Source organism: Blautia wexlerae, from assembly GCF_013300825.1.
Taxonomy (GTDB): domain Bacteria; phylum Bacillota; class Clostridia; order Lachnospirales; family Lachnospiraceae; genus Blautia_A; species Blautia_A wexlerae_B.
In genome coordinates this window covers 1-15,825 of record NZ_JAAIMY010000026.1, presented here as the reverse complement: position 1 = coordinate 15,825, position 15,825 = coordinate 1, and the positions used below count along the sequence as shown (strand labels likewise).

Genomic DNA, 15,825 nt, shown 5'->3' with positions numbered 1-15,825 from the left:
CATTGCTTTCAGGTGAATTTTGGGGATTGACAGACAAGTGATTATTAGAGAAAATAAAGTCAGACAGTTCCTCTGTAGAGGCAGGTACAAAAATAAATTCATGTGGACAAGTCTGAGAGACAATGGAGGGTATTTTCAGTATGGAAAAATGGAGAAGCATTGCAGCGGGTATGAGCTGTTTGTCAATGCTGTTCGCAACAGGAGCGGTTACTGTATCAGCATCAGATGAAATCACAGAAATTCCGGAACAGAGTATTGTATACTGGTCCATGTGGGAAGAAGATGAACCACAGGCAGATGTGATCAGAGAAGCAGCAGAAGCTTATGAAGAAGCAACAGGTATTTCTGTAGAGATTCAGTGGAAGGGCAGAGGAATCCGGTCTCTGATAGAACCTGCCCTGGATGCCGGAGAACAGATTGACCTTTTTGATGATGATTATCAGAGGATGGCTCAGGAACACAGGGATTATCTGGCAGAATTAAAAGGAATGGCAGATACTGTGGATTATGAGAAGCATATTATGCCGGTACTGTTGGAGCAGGTGAAGAACTGGGGAAATGGAGAACTGCTTGCAATGCCGTATCAGCCTTATATCACAGGCGTCTGGTATAATAAGGATTTATGGGAAGAGGCTGGACTTACAGAACAGGATATCCCGGATACCTGGGAGAAATTGATCAGAGTATGCCGTAAGATTAAAAACAGTGACAGTGGCCTTAGTGCCATGACCTGCGATGAAGAGTATGTGAATCTTCTGTATGGATATCAGCTTGCCAGATATCTTGGACAGGAAAAAGTGCAGCAGCTGATCCGTAACTGTACCTGGTCACAGATTCCACAGGCAAAAGAGGCGGCAGATGATATCAGAATTTTGTTTTTTGCGGGATATATGAGTCAGAGTGCACCGGCACAGCATCCGGAAGGTCAGGATGAAGTGGGAGATGGCGAGGCAGTCATGGTGCTGCAAGGCTCCTGGGTTCCGAATGAAGTGACAGAAGCTACAGAATCTGATGATTCCTGGGGATTTTTTCCATGGCCTGCAGTAAAGGCCGGAACAGACGGCACAGAAGGTGTTATGGTGGGAGCACAGGGATTTGGAGTCACAAAGGATTCGCAGATGAAGCAGGAAGCTTTTGACTTTGCATATTCCATCTGTACCGGGGAAACAGATATGAAAATGACAGATGCGGTTAATTCCATTCCGGCAGATACGGACAATACACAATGGCCGGAAGTGCTGGCAGATGCAGTACCGTATATGAAAGAGATGTCAAAGCCGTACATGTGGGCTGCAGGTCTGGAGGCAGATCCGGATTATAAAGAACAGATACAAAGCGAACTTCTGAAGCTTACAAGATTAGAAGAAACATCGGATGAATTTATAGAGAATCTCAGCAATATGAAATAAGAAAAAGGCTGTTCAACATTATGAAAATATTGGTCTGGTATTACTGGCGCTCTCGTTCTGAGAGCGCCTTTATTGATGTGATATATTCTGTGGGTGTCATTCCGGAAATTTTTTTAAACTGTCTGGAAAAGTAATGGATGGAAGAGTATCCCAGAAATTCCGAAATCTGTGTGAAGTTCATCTGGTTCTCGCGGATCAGCTGTCTGGCATAGGCGATTTTTAACCGGGAAAAGAAATCCATGGCGCCGCACTGATGCTGTTCCTGAAATATTTTCTGAAGCTGGGAGCGTCCGATCATATTGTCATGGCACAGATCGCAGAGTGTAATATTTTCCCGGATGTGGTCTTCCATATAAGCAATGACACGCTTATAGACAGCGGAATTATGTTTCAGATTCACAAATTGGCTGACAGGTACAGTCATGGGAGGAGAAGAATTTCTCCGGATCATGTAGATCAGCATCTGCTCAAGGTAAATACGGATAAGCTGCTGAGAACCAAACAAAAAATCTTCTTTCTTTTCCATCTTTTCTGTATAAGGATCATCCAGAGGGGTTTTGATACAGCGGCGTGCCTCGGCAATCAGCATTCCCATGAGATTTCTCTCAGGATCAGAAAGTTTCAGCAATTTTTTCTCGAAAAATTTCATACATGGAGAATCGCATTCAAAAGAAACTACCACAATATTAGGTGCGGTATTTCCTATGGCAATAAGATTATGAAATTCATTTGGTCTGTGAAAGATGAGCTGTCCGCTTGTCAGATGGTAGATACCGTTATCTGTCTCTATTTCTGCCTTTCCCTTATCTACACATTGAAATTCCCAGAAATTATGGCGTTCTCCTGCAAAGTGAAAATCGCTTTTGTATTCAAAATAGTGGATTGTATAAATCCGGTCAATATGAATATCTTCTTCCAGATACATACTCTCAAAAGCCATTACTGCCACCTCCCTTAGCCTGTCCGAAAACTGCAATATGGTTGTTGTGTATAAGTATACAACAAAAACAGATGAAAAACCAGTTGAAAATGAATTTTTGTACAAAAGAAATGGACGTTTGTGCAAATACTATTTGTGCAAAAATGATAAAATAAGAACTACCAAAAGAAATAATTGTTGAAATTCAACAAAAGAACGAAAAGAGAGAAAAAAGAAGAAGACAAAATGTCAAAACCGACAAAGGAGGAAAAAGGTTATGGGTATGAAGAAAAAGATGCTTAGTGCAACATTATGTGCGGTTATGGTTGGTTCACTTGCAGCACCGGCTTTCACTGTTCAGGCAGCAGATGACACATTAGTTTACTGGTCAATGTGGGAAGCTACAGAGCCACAGGGACAGGTGATTCAGGAAGCAGTTGACGCTTATACAGAACAGACAGGAGTTAAGGTAGACCTTCAGTTTAAGGGACGTACCGGAAACCGTGAAGCACTTCAGCCTGCACTGGACGGCGGCACACAGATTGATATTTTTGACGAAGATATCGACCGTGTAAACGGAATGTATGGCAAATATCTTCTGGATCTGGAAGACCTTGCGAAAGAGAATGACTATGAAGCAACTGCAAATGCAGGTCTGATGGCAGCATGCCGTGATGCCGGCGGCGGCACATTAAAAACAATTCCATATCAGCCAAACGTATTTGCTTTCTTCTATAACAAAGATTTGTTTGAGCAGGCAGGAATCACAGAAGAACCGAAGACATGGGATGAATTCAAAGATGTATGCCAGAAATTAAAAGATGCAGGAATCACACCAATGACTATGGATGATGCCTATGCAACATGTGTGATCGGATATCATCTTGCAAGACTGGTTGGCGAAGATAAAGTAAAAGAGATCGTAACTGAAGGTGAATGGGATGATCCTGCAGTTCTTCAGATGGCACAGGATATCGAAGAACTTGCATCTAACGGATATTATTCAGAGATGGTTGGTTCCAACGTATGGCCTGCAGGTCAGAACACAGAGCTTGCACTTGGAACAGCTGCAATGTATCTGAATGGCTCCTGGTTACCAAACGAAGTAAAAGAGATGGCAGGTCCTGACTTCCACTGGGGATGCTTCGCATATCCGGCACTTACAGACGGAGCAAACGGAATCGAAACAAACAACTTTGGTGCACAGGTATTTGGTATTAACAAAGATACAAAACTTGCAAAAGAAGCTTTTGATCTGATCACATTCCTTACAAAAGGTGAATACGACCAGAAACTTGCAGATGAAACTGTAGGTATCCCGGCTGATACAACAAACACAGAATGGCCGGCAATGGTTGAGTGTGCAAAACCTGTTATTGAGCAGAGCACAAACCGTTTCACATGGGCATGCGGTGTAGAATCTAACGTAGATATGACTCCGGTTATCAAAGAAAACTTTATCAAATTAATGGCAGGTTCCATTACAGCAGATGAATTTGTTTCTACTATGCAGGATGCAGCGAAATAAATAAAGAATTTATAGAGATGGTGGCATCGTATCTACGCTGCCGCCATCTGTCTTTTTGAATATCCAGGTTTCAAAGGCAAAAAGTCGTTCGTGCTTGCACGATAAGACTTTTAGACTTGGAAACCGCCAGACATGAGGAAGTAGCGATTTACGAAGTAAATCAGCGGATTCCGAATGGCTGGAGGATTGCGGGAGCGAAGCGTAGCAATCCGTAGATATGGTATAACTTACAAAGGAGGTATTTATTTGAAGAAGAATAAAACGATGATCGTTGTATTTCTGACTCCGGCAGTTCTGCTGTTTCTGGGAATCTTTCTTTATCCAATCATCAGAACAGTGATCATGAGCTTTTTCAAGATCGACGGAGTTACAGATTCCATGGATTTATGGAAATTTGTAGGATTTGGCAACTATACAAAGCTGATGAGTACCAGCTTATTTAAGACTTCATTTTTTAACCTGTTTCGTATCTGGCTGATCGGCGGTCTGGTGGTAATGAGCCTGTCTCTTTTATTTGCAGTTATTCTTACCAGTGGAATCAGAGGAAAGAAATTTTTCCGCGCGATCATTTATATGCCAAATATTGTCAGTGCAGTAGCGCTTGCAACTATGTGGCTGCAGTATGTATACAGTCCAAGATATGGCTTGTTGAAGGATCTTTTTACAGCACTGCATCTGGACAATCTGGCAAAGATCCAGTTCCTGGATAATGACCACAAATTCTGGGCACTGTTGTTTGCATATTGTTTCGGCATGGTTGGATACCATATGCTGATCTGGCTCAGCGGTATTGAGCGTATCAGTCCCGAATATTATGAGGCGGCAACCATTGACGGAGCGACCAAACCGGCACAGTTCCGTTACATGACACTTCCATTGTTAAAGGGAGTATTTAAGACAAACATTACCATGTGGTCTGTAAGCAGTGTAGGCTTTTTTGTATGGTCACAGCTTTTCTCCACAGTAACTGCAGACACACAGACAATTACCCCTTATGTTTATATGTATATGCAGATTTTTGGCGGCGGCAATACAGTTACAGAACGAAATGCAGGTCTGGGAGCTGCCATCGGTGTACTGCTCAGTGTCTGCGTAGTCATTGTATTTACAATCTGTAACAGAGTGATCAAAGATGATGATCTGGAATTCTAAGGAGGGATGAGAAATGGCAAAAGAAAAAGAGGCACGCAGACCCTTTAATCTGAAAAGAGAAGTCAAACTCCTGCCGGGATACATCATCCTGCTGCTCTGGGTAATCTTTACCATTGCGCTTCTGGGATGGGTATTCGGGGCGAGTTTTTCCACAACAGCAGAGATCTTCCAGGGAAAAGCCCTGAAGTTTGAGTCCGGGTTACATTTTGAAAACTACGCAAAAGCGTGGAATGGTGCCGGAGTTGCCGGCTTCTTCGGAAACTCACTGATCTATTCTGTGATTTCCTGCACAATTCTGATTTTGGTGTGCGCACCGGCAGCTTATGTACTGTCCAGATTTGATTTTATTGCAAATAAATTTATCCAGACCAGCTTCGTATCTGCCATGGGTGTTCCGGCGATCATGGTCGTTCTTCCACTTTTCAGTATTATTTCCGGTATGGGAATTCTGAATAATGTAGCAGCAGGAAGAACCGTATTGATTATATTATATGTAGGAATTAATGTACCTTATACAACAATTTTCCTGCTTACCTTCTTCAGTAATATTTCCAGAACTTATGAGGAAGCGGCAGCGATCGACGGATGCCCTCCCATGCGTACTTTCTGGAAAATCATGTTCCCTATGGCGCAGTCAGGAATCGTAACGGTAACAATCTTTAATTTTATTAATATCTGGAATGAATATTTCCTGTCATTGATCTTCGCAAGCTCGGACAAGCTGAAACCTGTTGCACCTGGACTTTATGGAATGATCAACTCCATGAAATATACAGGTGACTGGGCCGGAATGTTTGCAGCAGTGATCATTGTATTCCTGCCGACATTTATTCTGTATATTTTCCTGTCAGAGAAGATCATCGGTGGTGTTACCGGTGGTATTAAGGGATAAGAATAGAAGGACAGTAGGACAATAGCAATTGTTTGTGATTGCGAAAGGTATTATGTAACACGTTTTGACCTCAAAATCATAGTATGATAAGATGAATGTAAAAAAGTTACCAGGCAATCTGAGAGTAACGAAAAACATTTAAAGAAAAGAGGAAAAAAATTATGAAGAAACCAGTATTAGTAGTTATGGCAGCAGGTATGGGAAGCCGTTACGGCGGTCTGAAACAGATTGATCCGGTGGACAAAGAGGGACACATCATCATGGATTTCTCCATTTATGATGCAGTACAGGCCGGATTCCGGAAAGTAGTATTTATTATTAAAAAAGAAAATGAAGCAGACTTCAGAAGCGCCATCGGTGACCGTCTCAGCAATCAGTTAGAAGTATCATATGTTTTCCAGGATCTTCACAATATTCCGGAAGGCTATGAAGTACCGGAAGGACGTGTGAAACCATGGGGAACCGGACATGCCGTATTAAGCTGCATCAATGAAATCGACGGACCATTCGTTGTGATCAATGCAGATGACTATTATGGAAGCCATGCATTTAAGATGGCATATGATTTCCTGACAGAGAATGAAGATACTGCAGATATTTACAGATATATGATGGTCGGCTATAAACTGGAGAATACTTTGACAGAGAATGGCCATGTGGCAAGAGGTGTGTGCGTGACAGACGAAGAAGGACATCTTCTTAAGATCAACGAACGTACCCATATCGAAAAGCATGACGGCGGCACAGCTTATACAGAAGACGATGGAAAAACATGGACCATGCTTCCGGAAGGCAGTACAGTATCCATGAATATGTGGGGATTTTCAGCAAGCATTCTGAAAGAGCTGAAAGACAGATTCCCTAAATTCCTGGATGAGAATCTGAAAGTAAACCCGCTGAAATGCGAATATTTCCTGCCATTTGTAGTAGATGAACTTCTCGGTGAGAAGAGAGCAACTGTAAAAGTTCTGAAATCTATGGATAAATGGTATGGCGTAACCTACAAAGAAGATAAACCTGTGGTAGTAGCTGCCATTCAGAATTTAAAAGATGGAGGGCTGTATCCACAGAAATTATGGGAGGAATAATTGAGTGGAAATTAACCGGGAAATAAAGAATATCACCAGTGCATTTGTTCTGGAAGATAATCTGACAGAATGTGTTCCTTATGGAAGCGGACATATCAATGATACTTACCGCCTGACTTATGATACAGGCAAACATTATATTCTTCAGAAAATGAACAAGAGTATTTTTACCAAACCTGTGGAACTGATGGAGAATGTCAGCGGTGTTACTGCCTGGCTGAAGAAAAAGATCCAGGAAAACGGTGGAGATGTGGAGAGAGAGACTCTGAATCTTGTGATGACAAAGGATGGACTTCCTTATTATGTAGATGAGGACGGGGAATACTGGAGAGTATATTTGTTCATTGAAGATGCCACATGCTATGACATGGTAAAAGATGAGGAAGATTTTTACCAGAGTGCAGTTGCTTTCGGACATTTCCAGAGGCTGCTTGCAGACTATCCGGCAGAAACTCTTCATGAGACTATCGTAAATTTTCATAATACGGTGGACAGGCTGGAGAAGTTTAAAACTGCTGTGGAGAAAGACGTATGCCACAGAGTAGCAGATGTGGAAAAAGAGATTCAGTTTGTGCTGGACCGCACAGAACTGGCACATGTCCTGTGCGATATGCAGGATCAGGGAAAGCTGCCGTTGCGTGTTACGCATAATGATACCAAGCTGAATAACATTATGATTGATAATGCAACGGGAAAAGCCATCTGTGTGATTGATCTTGATACTGTAATGCCGGGACTTTCCGTAAATGATTTCGGTGATTCTATCCGCTTTGGCGCAAGTACCGGAGCAGAGGATGAGAAAGACCTGACGAAGGTGTCCTGTGATCTTCACTTGTATGAAGTTTATGTCAAAGGTTTCATTGAAGGCTGTGGCGGTGCACTGACTGAGACAGAACTGGATATGCTTCCCATGGGAGCAATTCTTATGACATTTGAATGTGGAATGCGTTTTCTCACAGACTATCTGGAGGGAGATCATTATTTCAAGATTCACAGAGAGGGACATAATCTGGATCGCTGCAGAACACAGTTTAAACTGGTGAAAGACATGGAAGAAAAACTTTCCCGGATGAAAGAGATTGTAAATAAGTATAAACGGGTATAAAAAAACGTAAATGTCCATAAAGACTTGTGTTTATGAACTGATTCGGATAGAATTATCCTGCGGGGATATGAGAGAAATCATATTTTCGCAGGATTTTCTACAATACATGATGTGCCAGGAAACGGTATTTTACAGTTCTGAATATAGGGTGCTGTAAAATACAGAGGTAAATTTTGCAGATGTGAAACAGGATATCCGCAGAATTTTATAGATTACACTCAGAATTATCAAGGATATTTCTGATACTGTGAACTAATATAGGTATTGTTGAAAGAGAAAAAAACAGAAATTGCAAAAAACAGGTATTGTAGCAGGAAGACAGGTTAGGAGGAATTATTATGGCAATTTTAGTTACAGGTGGAGCAGGCTATATTGGAAGCCATACAGTTGTAGAATTGCAGAACGCAGGATATGATGTTGTAGTTCTGGATAACTTAAGCAATGCAAGTGAGAAATCTCTGGAAAGGGTTTCCAAGATCACAGGCAAACCAGTGAAATTCTACAAAGCAGACATCCTGGACCGCGATGCTTTAAATGAAGTTTTTGATAAAGAAGATATTGATTCCTGTATTCATTTCGCAGGTCTGAAAGCAGTAGGAGAATCTGTTGCCAAACCTTGGGAATATTATGAAAATAACATTGCAGGAACCTTAACACTGGTAGATGTTATGAGAAAACATAATGTAAAGAACATTATCTTCTCTTCATCTGCAACTGTATACGGAGATCCGGCAATCATCCCGATCACAGAAGAGTGCCCGAAAGGACAGTGCACAAATCCATATGGATGGACAAAATCCATGCTTGAGCAGATTCTGACAGACATTCAGAAAGCAGATCCGGAATGGAACGTAGTTCTTCTCCGTTACTTTAACCCAATCGGTGCTCATAAGAGCGGAACTATTGGCGAGAATCCAAACGGAATCCCGAACAACCTGATGCCATACATCACACAGGTTGCAGTTGGAAAACTGAAAGAACTTGGCGTATTCGGAAATGATTATGATACTCCGGACGGAACAGGTGTGAGAGATTACATCCATGTTGTTGACCTTGCAAAGGGACATGTAAAAGCTCTTAAGAAAATCGAAGATAATTCCGGATTAAGCATTTACAACCTTGGTACAGGAAAAGGCTACAGCGTTCTTGACATTGTGAAGAATTTTGAAGCTGCTACAGGTGTTAAAATTCCATATGTGATCAAGCCACGTCGTCCAGGCGATATCGCAACCTGCTATTCTGATGCTTCCAAAGCAGAGAGAGAACTGGGATGGAAGGCAGAAAACGACATCAAAGAAATGTGCGCCGACTCCTGGAGATGGCAGTCCAATAACCCGAATGGTTATGATGACTAATTAATACAGAATACAAACATCCCCCACACATGGGAAGAAAAGCTCATGTGTGGGGGATATTTTGAATATAAATATGAAAATTACAAATTAAGTTCTTTCATTAGTTCTTCCTGAGAAATAAATTCATGACAGTCAGGATTGTTTTCAATTTCTTTTAACATCATTAAATCTACTTCATCAGGTTCTACTTCCTCAATATTTGCAAACAAATCAGGAGCTGTAAAATGTTTTTGAATGATATGCCAGAAGATATCAGCATCTTTATCGCTCATAATGGATACAGCACCTATAATACGTTCTTTGACAGCTGTCATAAAATCACACTCCTTTATATATCTGTCCACGATTACCAATAAGTCTGATAACAATAATGTTTTCGATATTATCAAAAATTATACGATAATCTCCTACGCGTAAACGATAACCAATTTTGCCTTGTAATGTTTTTACATCTCCCTTAGGTAAGTTAGAAATTGCGTTAATAATACGCCTTTGAGTTGTAACATCTTGTTTTTTCAAAAACTTAAGGGCTTGTTTTGAATATTCGATTTCCAGTTTTACCACTCCTTTACGAAATTATTATAGAATTTTCTATTTGTTATCTTTCGTAAAGCAGAAATGTATTCTGGTATGTTTAATATAGCATATAAAAATATTGGAAGCAACTTTAATCACTGGATTGTCAGAGTATTTTTTACTGGCTATAATAGACAGGGAAAATATTATATTATTGTCAAAGAAAGGACAGGATACACATGAAGGTAGCAGCAATCCAGATGCCAACAGTAAAAGATAAAATGCAGAATATCCGTACCGCAGGCACTTATATGGAAAAAATAAAAGTAGAACAACCGGACTTCGTAATCCTCCCGGAAATGTTCTGCTGTCCATATCAGACCGAGAATTTCCCAATTTATGCAGAAAAAGAAGGTGGTCCATCGTGGCAGGCGATGTCTGATTATGCAGGGAAATACCATATTTATCTGATTGCAGGTTCCATGCCGGAAGTCGATGAGGCAGGAAATGTTTACAACACTTCTTATATTTTTGACAGAGATGGAAAACAGATTGGCAAGCACAGAAAAACTCATCTCTTTGATATCAATGTAAAAAATGGACAGTACTTCAAAGAATCCGATACTCTGACTTCGGGAGATCATGCCACAGTATTTGCTACTGAATTTGGGAAAATGGGTGTCATGATCTGCTACGACATCCGCTTCCCGGAGTTTGCCCGCACAATGGCACTGGACGGTGCAAGGATGATCTTCGTCCCTGCAGCATTTAATATGACTACAGGCCCTGCACATTGGGAACTGACTTTTCGGGCAAGAGCTCTTGACAATCAGATTTATATGCTTGGATGTGCTCCTGCCAGAGATACACAGGCAGGATATATTTCCTGGGGACATTCTATTGTAACAGATCCATGGGGAAAGGTCATGAAACAGTTAGATGAGAAAGAGGGCATTTTAATAGAAGAAATAGATTTGGACCGGGAAGACCAGATCAGAGAACAGCTTCCATTATTAAAACACCGCAAATCTGAAATGTATCATTTATAGAAGAACACATTTTTTTCGCAGACTGACCATAGATCAAACACATTTACCAGATATAGTAATACCATCAACAAAAACAAAAGAAACAGAGAGAATTCAAAATATAAAGAACAGAGAGGTATTACTATGAAATATAAACATCTGGCAATGATCATGGGAGTTATGATAACAGCAACATCTGTGGGCTCTACGGCAACAGTATTTGCAGAAGAGAGCAAGACAGAAAACACTCAGGATGCAGGTGACACTATAGAAGATACAGCGGAAGCATCAGATGAGGATGCTGAAAAAAAGAATGACGATACAGAGCAAACAAAGGAAAATGAAATTCTCGGAGAAGTAAAATCTGTGGAAGATGGAAAAATCACCATTGCAGTAGGAACCAGAAAAGAAATGGGGCAGCCTGGTGAACAGCCTCAGAGTGGCGAGAACGGAGAAGCTCCGGAAAAACCGGAAAGTGATGACTCAAAAGCAGACGGTGCTGCAGAAGATGCTGAAGAAACAGACAGCGAAGCTACAGAAGATACCAGTGAAGATAAAACTACTGATGCAGAGGAAAACGCAGAAACTACAGATGGCGAAGATGAAACATCCGCAGATAACGCAGACAAAGGCGAAGCACCAGATGGTAACGGTGATGGTCAGGGAGCTCCGGACGGAGAAGCACCATCTATGTTAGATCTGACAGGCGAAGAACAGGAAATCACAGTTACAGACAGCACAGTGATTACGAAACAGTCCATGGGCGGCGGTCAGGGAGCACCTGGTGGAGAGGCTCCGGAGAAACCAGACGGAGATAACGGAGAAGCACCAGAGAAACCGGATGGAGATAATGCCGATGACAATGCAGATGCAAAATCGGAAGATACTGAAAACACTGATGATTCAGAAAAGGCAGATGCATCTGACGACTCAGAAAGCAGTGACGCAGAAAAGACGGAAGAAGCATCTGACAGTGAAAATGCAGACAGCGAAGCCCCGGAAAAACCAGAGGGAGAAGCCCCGGACGGCAACGGCCAGGCACCAGATGGCCAGGGAGCACCGGATGGTGCAGGTCAGACGGAAGAGATTACATTAGATGACATCAAAGAGGGCGACGTAGTAGCTATCACATTAGATGATGACGGAAACGCAGCAACCATCACAGTCCAGTCCATGGATATGGGCGGCGGACAGGGTGGTCCTGGCGGTCAGGCTTCCGGTGTGGACAGCTACGATGCAGCAAATGAATACAGCGAAGATGAAACAGTCTCCGATACCTCTCTGGAATCTACAGGAACAGACGAAAACGCAGCACTTGTTTCCAATGGTGCAGAGGTTACTTTCAGCAATGACGCAATCTCAAGAACATCTTCAGACAGCCAGGGCGGTGATAACTCCAGCTTCTATGGTGTAGGAGCAGCAGTTCTTGCCACAGACGGAACTGCATATGTTAAAGGCAGTACAGTAACCACAGACAGCAAAGGCGGTGCAGGACTCTTTGCATACGGTGACGGAACTGTATATGCAGCAGATACAGATATCACCACACAGCAGGATACTTCAGGCGGAATCCACGCAGCAGGTGGCGGAAAACTTTACGCATGGGATTTGAACGTTGAAACTAACGGCGAATCTTCCGCAGCAATCCGCAGTGACAGAGGCGGCGGAACAATGGTAGTGGACGGAGGTACTTATACTTCTAATGGTGTAGGTTCCCCTGCGGTTTACTGTACAGCAGATATTGCAGTCAACAACGCAGAACTGACAGCAAATGGTTCAGAAGCAGTCTGCATCGAGGGATTAAACTCTCTGAGACTCTATAACAGCAACCTGACCGGAAATATGAGTGATGATGAACAGAATGATACCACATGGACAGTCATTCTTTATCAGAGTATGTCCGGTGACTCCGAAGTAGGTAACAGTACATTCCAGATGGATGGTGGAACGATTACATCCAAGAATGGCGGCTTATTCTATACAACAAATACAGAATGTACAATCACATTAAAGGACGTAGACATCACATACAATGATGACAATGAATTCTTCCTGCAGTGCACAGGAAACAACAACCAGCGTGGATGGGGCCAGAGCGGTGCTAACGGATCTGACTGCAATTTCACAGCAGACAGCCAGGATATGAAAGGAAATGTAATCTGGGATTCCATCAGTGACCTTGATTTCTATATGACCAATGGCAGTACACTGGAAGGTGCGTTTGTCAATGACGAATCCAACGCAGGAAACGGTGGAGACGGATATTGCAACGTAGTGATCGACAAAGATTCCACATGGACAGTAACCGGCGACAGCACCATTACATCCCTTTCAAACGCAGGAACCATCGCAGATGCGGACGGCAAAACAGTTTCCATCGTAGGTACAGACGGAACAACTTATGTAGAAGGCGACAGTGATTACACAATCACAGTAGGCTCTTATCAGGACAGCGCAGATACATCTGCATCTACTACAGTCGATGATTGGTCCAGCTATGAGGTGGAAAGACCGGAATCTCTGTAAAGTAAAATTTAAGTAAAATGAGAAAAAAACTCATTTCCAATGCATGAATAATGTAGAAACAGATAATTAAGACAACAGCAATAAAATCAAAATGTAAAAAAATCACGGCGAACAGTCGTGATTTTTTTATGCGCATTTAACATTTATTTGCCAAAAATAAGATTGTTGGTGATGTCAAAAAGTTTTTATAATAATGCCAGTGGTCAAAAGCAAAATGTCGGTGGACAGTGCAATGACAATAAAAAAGCAATATAGCTAAAAAAGAGGAGAGAAATATCAATATGCAAAACAATCTTGCATCAATGATAAAAGAAAAAAACTGTTCCTCCTGGATATTGACGGAACTGTTGCTCTGGGAAGTGAACTTCTTCCGGGTGCAGCAGACTTTCTTCAGACAGTAAAGGAAAATGGTGGAATTTTCTGTTTTCTGACAAATAACTCGTCCAAAGCAGCCAGTGATTATGTAGAGCAGTTTCGTGACTGGGGAATTGAATAACTGCGCGTCGCATTCTCGTTACTTTAGCCTGCAAATAAAAAGTCAATACTAAAATTGAAGAAAATTAAAAAACTTTATAGGTTAAAAATTAGGCATTAAAATAAGACCACCACACCAGTGCTGGTCTGAAAATCATAATGATGATTAGGATTCTGGAAGAGACGAAAGATATTCTTTCACTCGTCCGTAATAGATTCTTAGAAACTTGTTGGCTCCTGCAGTCATATAGACATAGTAAGGCTTACCCTGTGCCCGCTTCTTGTCTATGAACTGATATACAGGATCATCCTGTGGGTGCGTTTTTATTAAGACATCCATTACCTGAAATAAAGTCTTTCTAAGAATAGAGGAACCTCGTTTGGAAGTTGGAACACTTTTTTGTTCATAACTTCCAGATTCATTAACACCCGGGTCTACACCGGCGAAGGCGGTAATAGCACCTTTGTGAGTAAAACGGGAAACATCACCAATCTCAGCCATCAATTGAGACCCGAGTGATGTGCCGACTCCTTTCATTGCCATAACGACAGGGTATTCAGGAAGTTTGGATGCAGTTTCATTCATAAGTGTGCGTAGGGATTCAACAGTTGTAGAAACACTATTAAGTTGGTCTACAGCCTGCTTAATAATAAGTTTAGTAATGTCATCCTTAGGAAGTACAGGAACAAGCTCCTTGGCTTTCCCATAGATTTCTTCAGCCTTTGACTGACTGAAGTTGTACTTCTTGCGTTTGCACCAGTTTTGATAGTGGTTAATAAAAGCGTTTTTGGACATTTTACAGACACAGTCCACATGCCAGTATGTAGATGCAAAATCACCCCATTTCTGGCTACTGTCACTGCGTGCAGGACTGTCAAAGTAAGTATTAACACCAGGATAGGTTTGGTCAAGGATGCCGATAAGATTATTCTTCATGGCTGTTTTATGCTTCATGTAGAAGCCAAACTGACGGTTCATGGTTTTAAGCTGATTGCGTAATTCATCCATAACACTATACTGTTTAAGATTTTGCCATTTGTCAATAGTATATCGGGCAATCTTAACAGCATCCGCCTTATCGGATTTCACTTTACGAAGAGAATCATTATCAAAGTCTTTGATAAGTTTGGGGTTAATGGCACTGACGAAAAGATTTGCCTTTGAAAGCTGATGGGCGAGGACTTCATAATAACGTTCGGTGTGCTCCAACACGATTCGGGACTCACCTTCAACAGAGTTGATGAGTTCTACAAGTGAATTGATATCACTGGTTGTGTGTTTGATTTCAAAAGGTGAGGAAACGATTTCACCGAAAGGTCGCATGATAGCAACCATACTCTTGCCTTTTGAAACATCGATACCTACTGCGTTCATAAATTGTCGCTCCTTAAGATTATTGCAATGGATAACTACCAGTTTTACTCATTACCTGTTCAAACTACTGTGTGTGACACGAATGCACCTGATGTGATTCAACCTGCATAAAACGAACACTGCGAATGAGAAGCCGGTTATCAGTCTAAAGTACGGACGCGAGGTCCAAGTGATGAAGTCGATATACCATTGCATTCTACATTCTAACAGTTTAAGTAATGAGATGGATAAATCCTTACCGGATGTAAGGGGATTACCCATAAATATATTGTAGTAGTGATGAGTTAGACGGGCAAATTTTTTACTCAAAGAAAGAACACATGTTTACTTCTGGCACTATATGTGCTAAAATATAGCCATGAGTAATAGAAAAAACAACAGAATCTGAGAAAAGAGTTATCATGGAGAAATAAAAATGCAGATAATATCCAGTTATGGTGTAGAATTACGAAAACAGA

General features: G+C 41.6%; 14 protein-coding genes. 10 read left to right on the top strand and 4 right to left on the bottom strand.

The window, feature by feature from the left end:
* Nucleotides 1-140 precede the first annotated feature (140 nt).
* A complete protein-coding gene (locus G4417_RS12660; protein ID WP_062807319.1) occupies nt 141-1,409 on the top strand; it encodes an ABC transporter substrate-binding protein in 1,269 nt (422 codons plus the stop codon).
* A gap of 40 nt (nt 1,410-1,449) precedes the next feature.
* On the opposite strand, the gene G4417_RS12655 is transcribed toward G4417_RS12660, so the two are convergent.
* Complete coding sequence (locus G4417_RS12655; RefSeq protein WP_173683738.1) at nt 1,450-2,349, bottom strand: AraC family transcriptional regulator; 900 nt, start codon at nt 2,347-2,349, stop codon at nt 1,450-1,452.
* A gap of 262 nt (nt 2,350-2,611) precedes the next feature.
* On the opposite strand from G4417_RS12655, the gene G4417_RS12650 reads away from it, so the two are divergent.
* The 6 genes from G4417_RS12650 to galE all read left to right on the top strand — a co-directional run bounded on the left by G4417_RS12650 (nt 2,612) and on the right by galE (nt 9,448).
* On the top strand, nt 2,612-3,856 hold the full coding sequence (locus G4417_RS12650; protein WP_025580678.1) for an ABC transporter substrate-binding protein: 1,245 nt from the start codon (nt 2,612-2,614) through the stop codon (nt 3,854-3,856).
* Nucleotides 3,857-4,102: 246 nt separating this feature from the next.
* Nucleotides 4,103-5,008 (top strand): carbohydrate ABC transporter permease, encoded by a 906-nt coding sequence (locus tag G4417_RS12645; protein WP_025580677.1) that lies wholly within the window; start codon nt 4,103-4,105, stop codon nt 5,006-5,008.
* 13 nt (nt 5,009-5,021) lie between these two features.
* A complete protein-coding gene (locus G4417_RS12640; protein ID WP_025580675.1) occupies nt 5,022-5,900 on the top strand; it encodes a carbohydrate ABC transporter permease in 879 nt (292 codons plus the stop codon).
* Nucleotides 5,901-6,061: 161 nt separating this feature from the next.
* On the top strand, nt 6,062-6,988 hold the full coding sequence (locus tag G4417_RS12635; protein WP_119243619.1) for a nucleotidyltransferase family protein: 927 nt from the start codon (nt 6,062-6,064) through the stop codon (nt 6,986-6,988).
* Nucleotides 6,989-6,992: 4 nt separating this feature from the next.
* Complete coding sequence (locus G4417_RS12630; RefSeq protein ID WP_055153373.1) at nt 6,993-8,093, top strand: phosphotransferase enzyme family protein; 1,101 nt, start codon at nt 6,993-6,995, stop codon at nt 8,091-8,093.
* 338 nt (nt 8,094-8,431) lie between these two features.
* On the top strand, nt 8,432-9,448 hold the full coding sequence (gene galE / locus G4417_RS12625; RefSeq protein WP_144136790.1) for a UDP-glucose 4-epimerase GalE: 1,017 nt from the start codon (nt 8,432-8,434) through the stop codon (nt 9,446-9,448).
* Nucleotides 9,449-9,528: 80 nt separating this feature from the next.
* On the opposite strand, the gene G4417_RS12620 is transcribed toward galE, so the two are convergent.
* On the bottom strand, nt 9,529-9,762 hold the full coding sequence (locus tag G4417_RS12620; protein WP_144136789.1) for a hypothetical protein: 234 nt from the start codon (nt 9,760-9,762) through the stop codon (nt 9,529-9,531).
* 4 nt (nt 9,763-9,766) lie between these two features.
* On the bottom strand, nt 9,767-10,012 hold the full coding sequence (locus tag G4417_RS12615; RefSeq protein ID WP_120062600.1) for a type II toxin-antitoxin system RelE family toxin: 246 nt from the start codon (nt 10,010-10,012) through the stop codon (nt 9,767-9,769).
* Nucleotides 10,013-10,203: 191 nt separating this feature from the next.
* On the opposite strand from G4417_RS12615, the gene G4417_RS12610 reads away from it, so the two are divergent.
* The 3 genes from G4417_RS12610 (at nt 10,204) to G4417_RS12600 (ending at nt 14,014) form a co-directional block, all read left to right on the top strand.
* Nucleotides 10,204-11,013: a carbon-nitrogen hydrolase family protein gene (locus G4417_RS12610; RefSeq protein ID WP_144136788.1), complete on the top strand. Its 810-nt coding sequence runs from the start codon at nt 10,204-10,206 to the stop codon at nt 11,011-11,013.
* Between the two features lie 123 nt (nt 11,014-11,136).
* The gene (locus G4417_RS12605) at nt 11,137-13,518 is read left to right on the top strand and encodes a hypothetical protein (protein ID WP_173683737.1); all 2,382 of its coding nucleotides are present in this window, start codon (nt 11,137-11,139) and stop codon (nt 13,516-13,518) included.
* A gap of 298 nt (nt 13,519-13,816) precedes the next feature.
* Nucleotides 13,817-14,014: a hypothetical protein gene (locus G4417_RS12600; RefSeq protein WP_144136801.1), complete on the top strand. Its 198-nt coding sequence runs from the start codon at nt 13,817-13,819 to the stop codon at nt 14,012-14,014.
* Between the two features lie 144 nt (nt 14,015-14,158).
* Here G4417_RS12600 and G4417_RS12595 read toward each other — a convergent pair whose 3' ends face one another.
* Nucleotides 14,159-15,367 (bottom strand): IS110 family transposase, encoded by a 1,209-nt coding sequence (locus G4417_RS12595; RefSeq protein ID WP_173683736.1) that lies wholly within the window; start codon nt 15,365-15,367, stop codon nt 14,159-14,161.
* Between the last annotated feature and the right edge of the window lie 458 nt (nt 15,368-15,825).

Coding starts and splice junctions, on each gene's coding strand:
- G4417_RS12650 (WP_025580678.1), top strand. CDS start 2,612: ATGAAGAAAAAGATGCTTAGTGCAACATTATGTGCGGTTATGGTTGGT.
- G4417_RS12620 (WP_144136789.1), bottom strand. CDS start 9,762: ATGACAGCTGTCAAAGAACGTATTATAGGTGCTGTATCCATTATGAGC.
- G4417_RS12610 (WP_144136788.1), top strand. CDS start 10,204: ATGAAGGTAGCAGCAATCCAGATGCCAACAGTAAAAGATAAAATGCAG.
- G4417_RS12660 (WP_062807319.1), top strand. CDS start 141: ATGGAAAAATGGAGAAGCATTGCAGCGGGTATGAGCTGTTTGTCAATG.
- galE (WP_144136790.1), top strand. CDS start 8,432: ATGGCAATTTTAGTTACAGGTGGAGCAGGCTATATTGGAAGCCATACA.
- G4417_RS12655 (WP_173683738.1), bottom strand. CDS start 2,349: ATGGCTTTTGAGAGTATGTATCTGGAAGAAGATATTCATATTGACCGG.
- G4417_RS12640 (WP_025580675.1), top strand. CDS start 5,022: ATGGCAAAAGAAAAAGAGGCACGCAGACCCTTTAATCTGAAAAGAGAA.
- G4417_RS12635 (WP_119243619.1), top strand. CDS start 6,062: ATGAAGAAACCAGTATTAGTAGTTATGGCAGCAGGTATGGGAAGCCGT.
- G4417_RS12605 (WP_173683737.1), top strand. CDS start 11,137: ATGAAATATAAACATCTGGCAATGATCATGGGAGTTATGATAACAGCA.
- G4417_RS12595 (WP_173683736.1), bottom strand. CDS start 15,367: ATGAACGCAGTAGGTATCGATGTTTCAAAAGGCAAGAGTATGGTTGCT.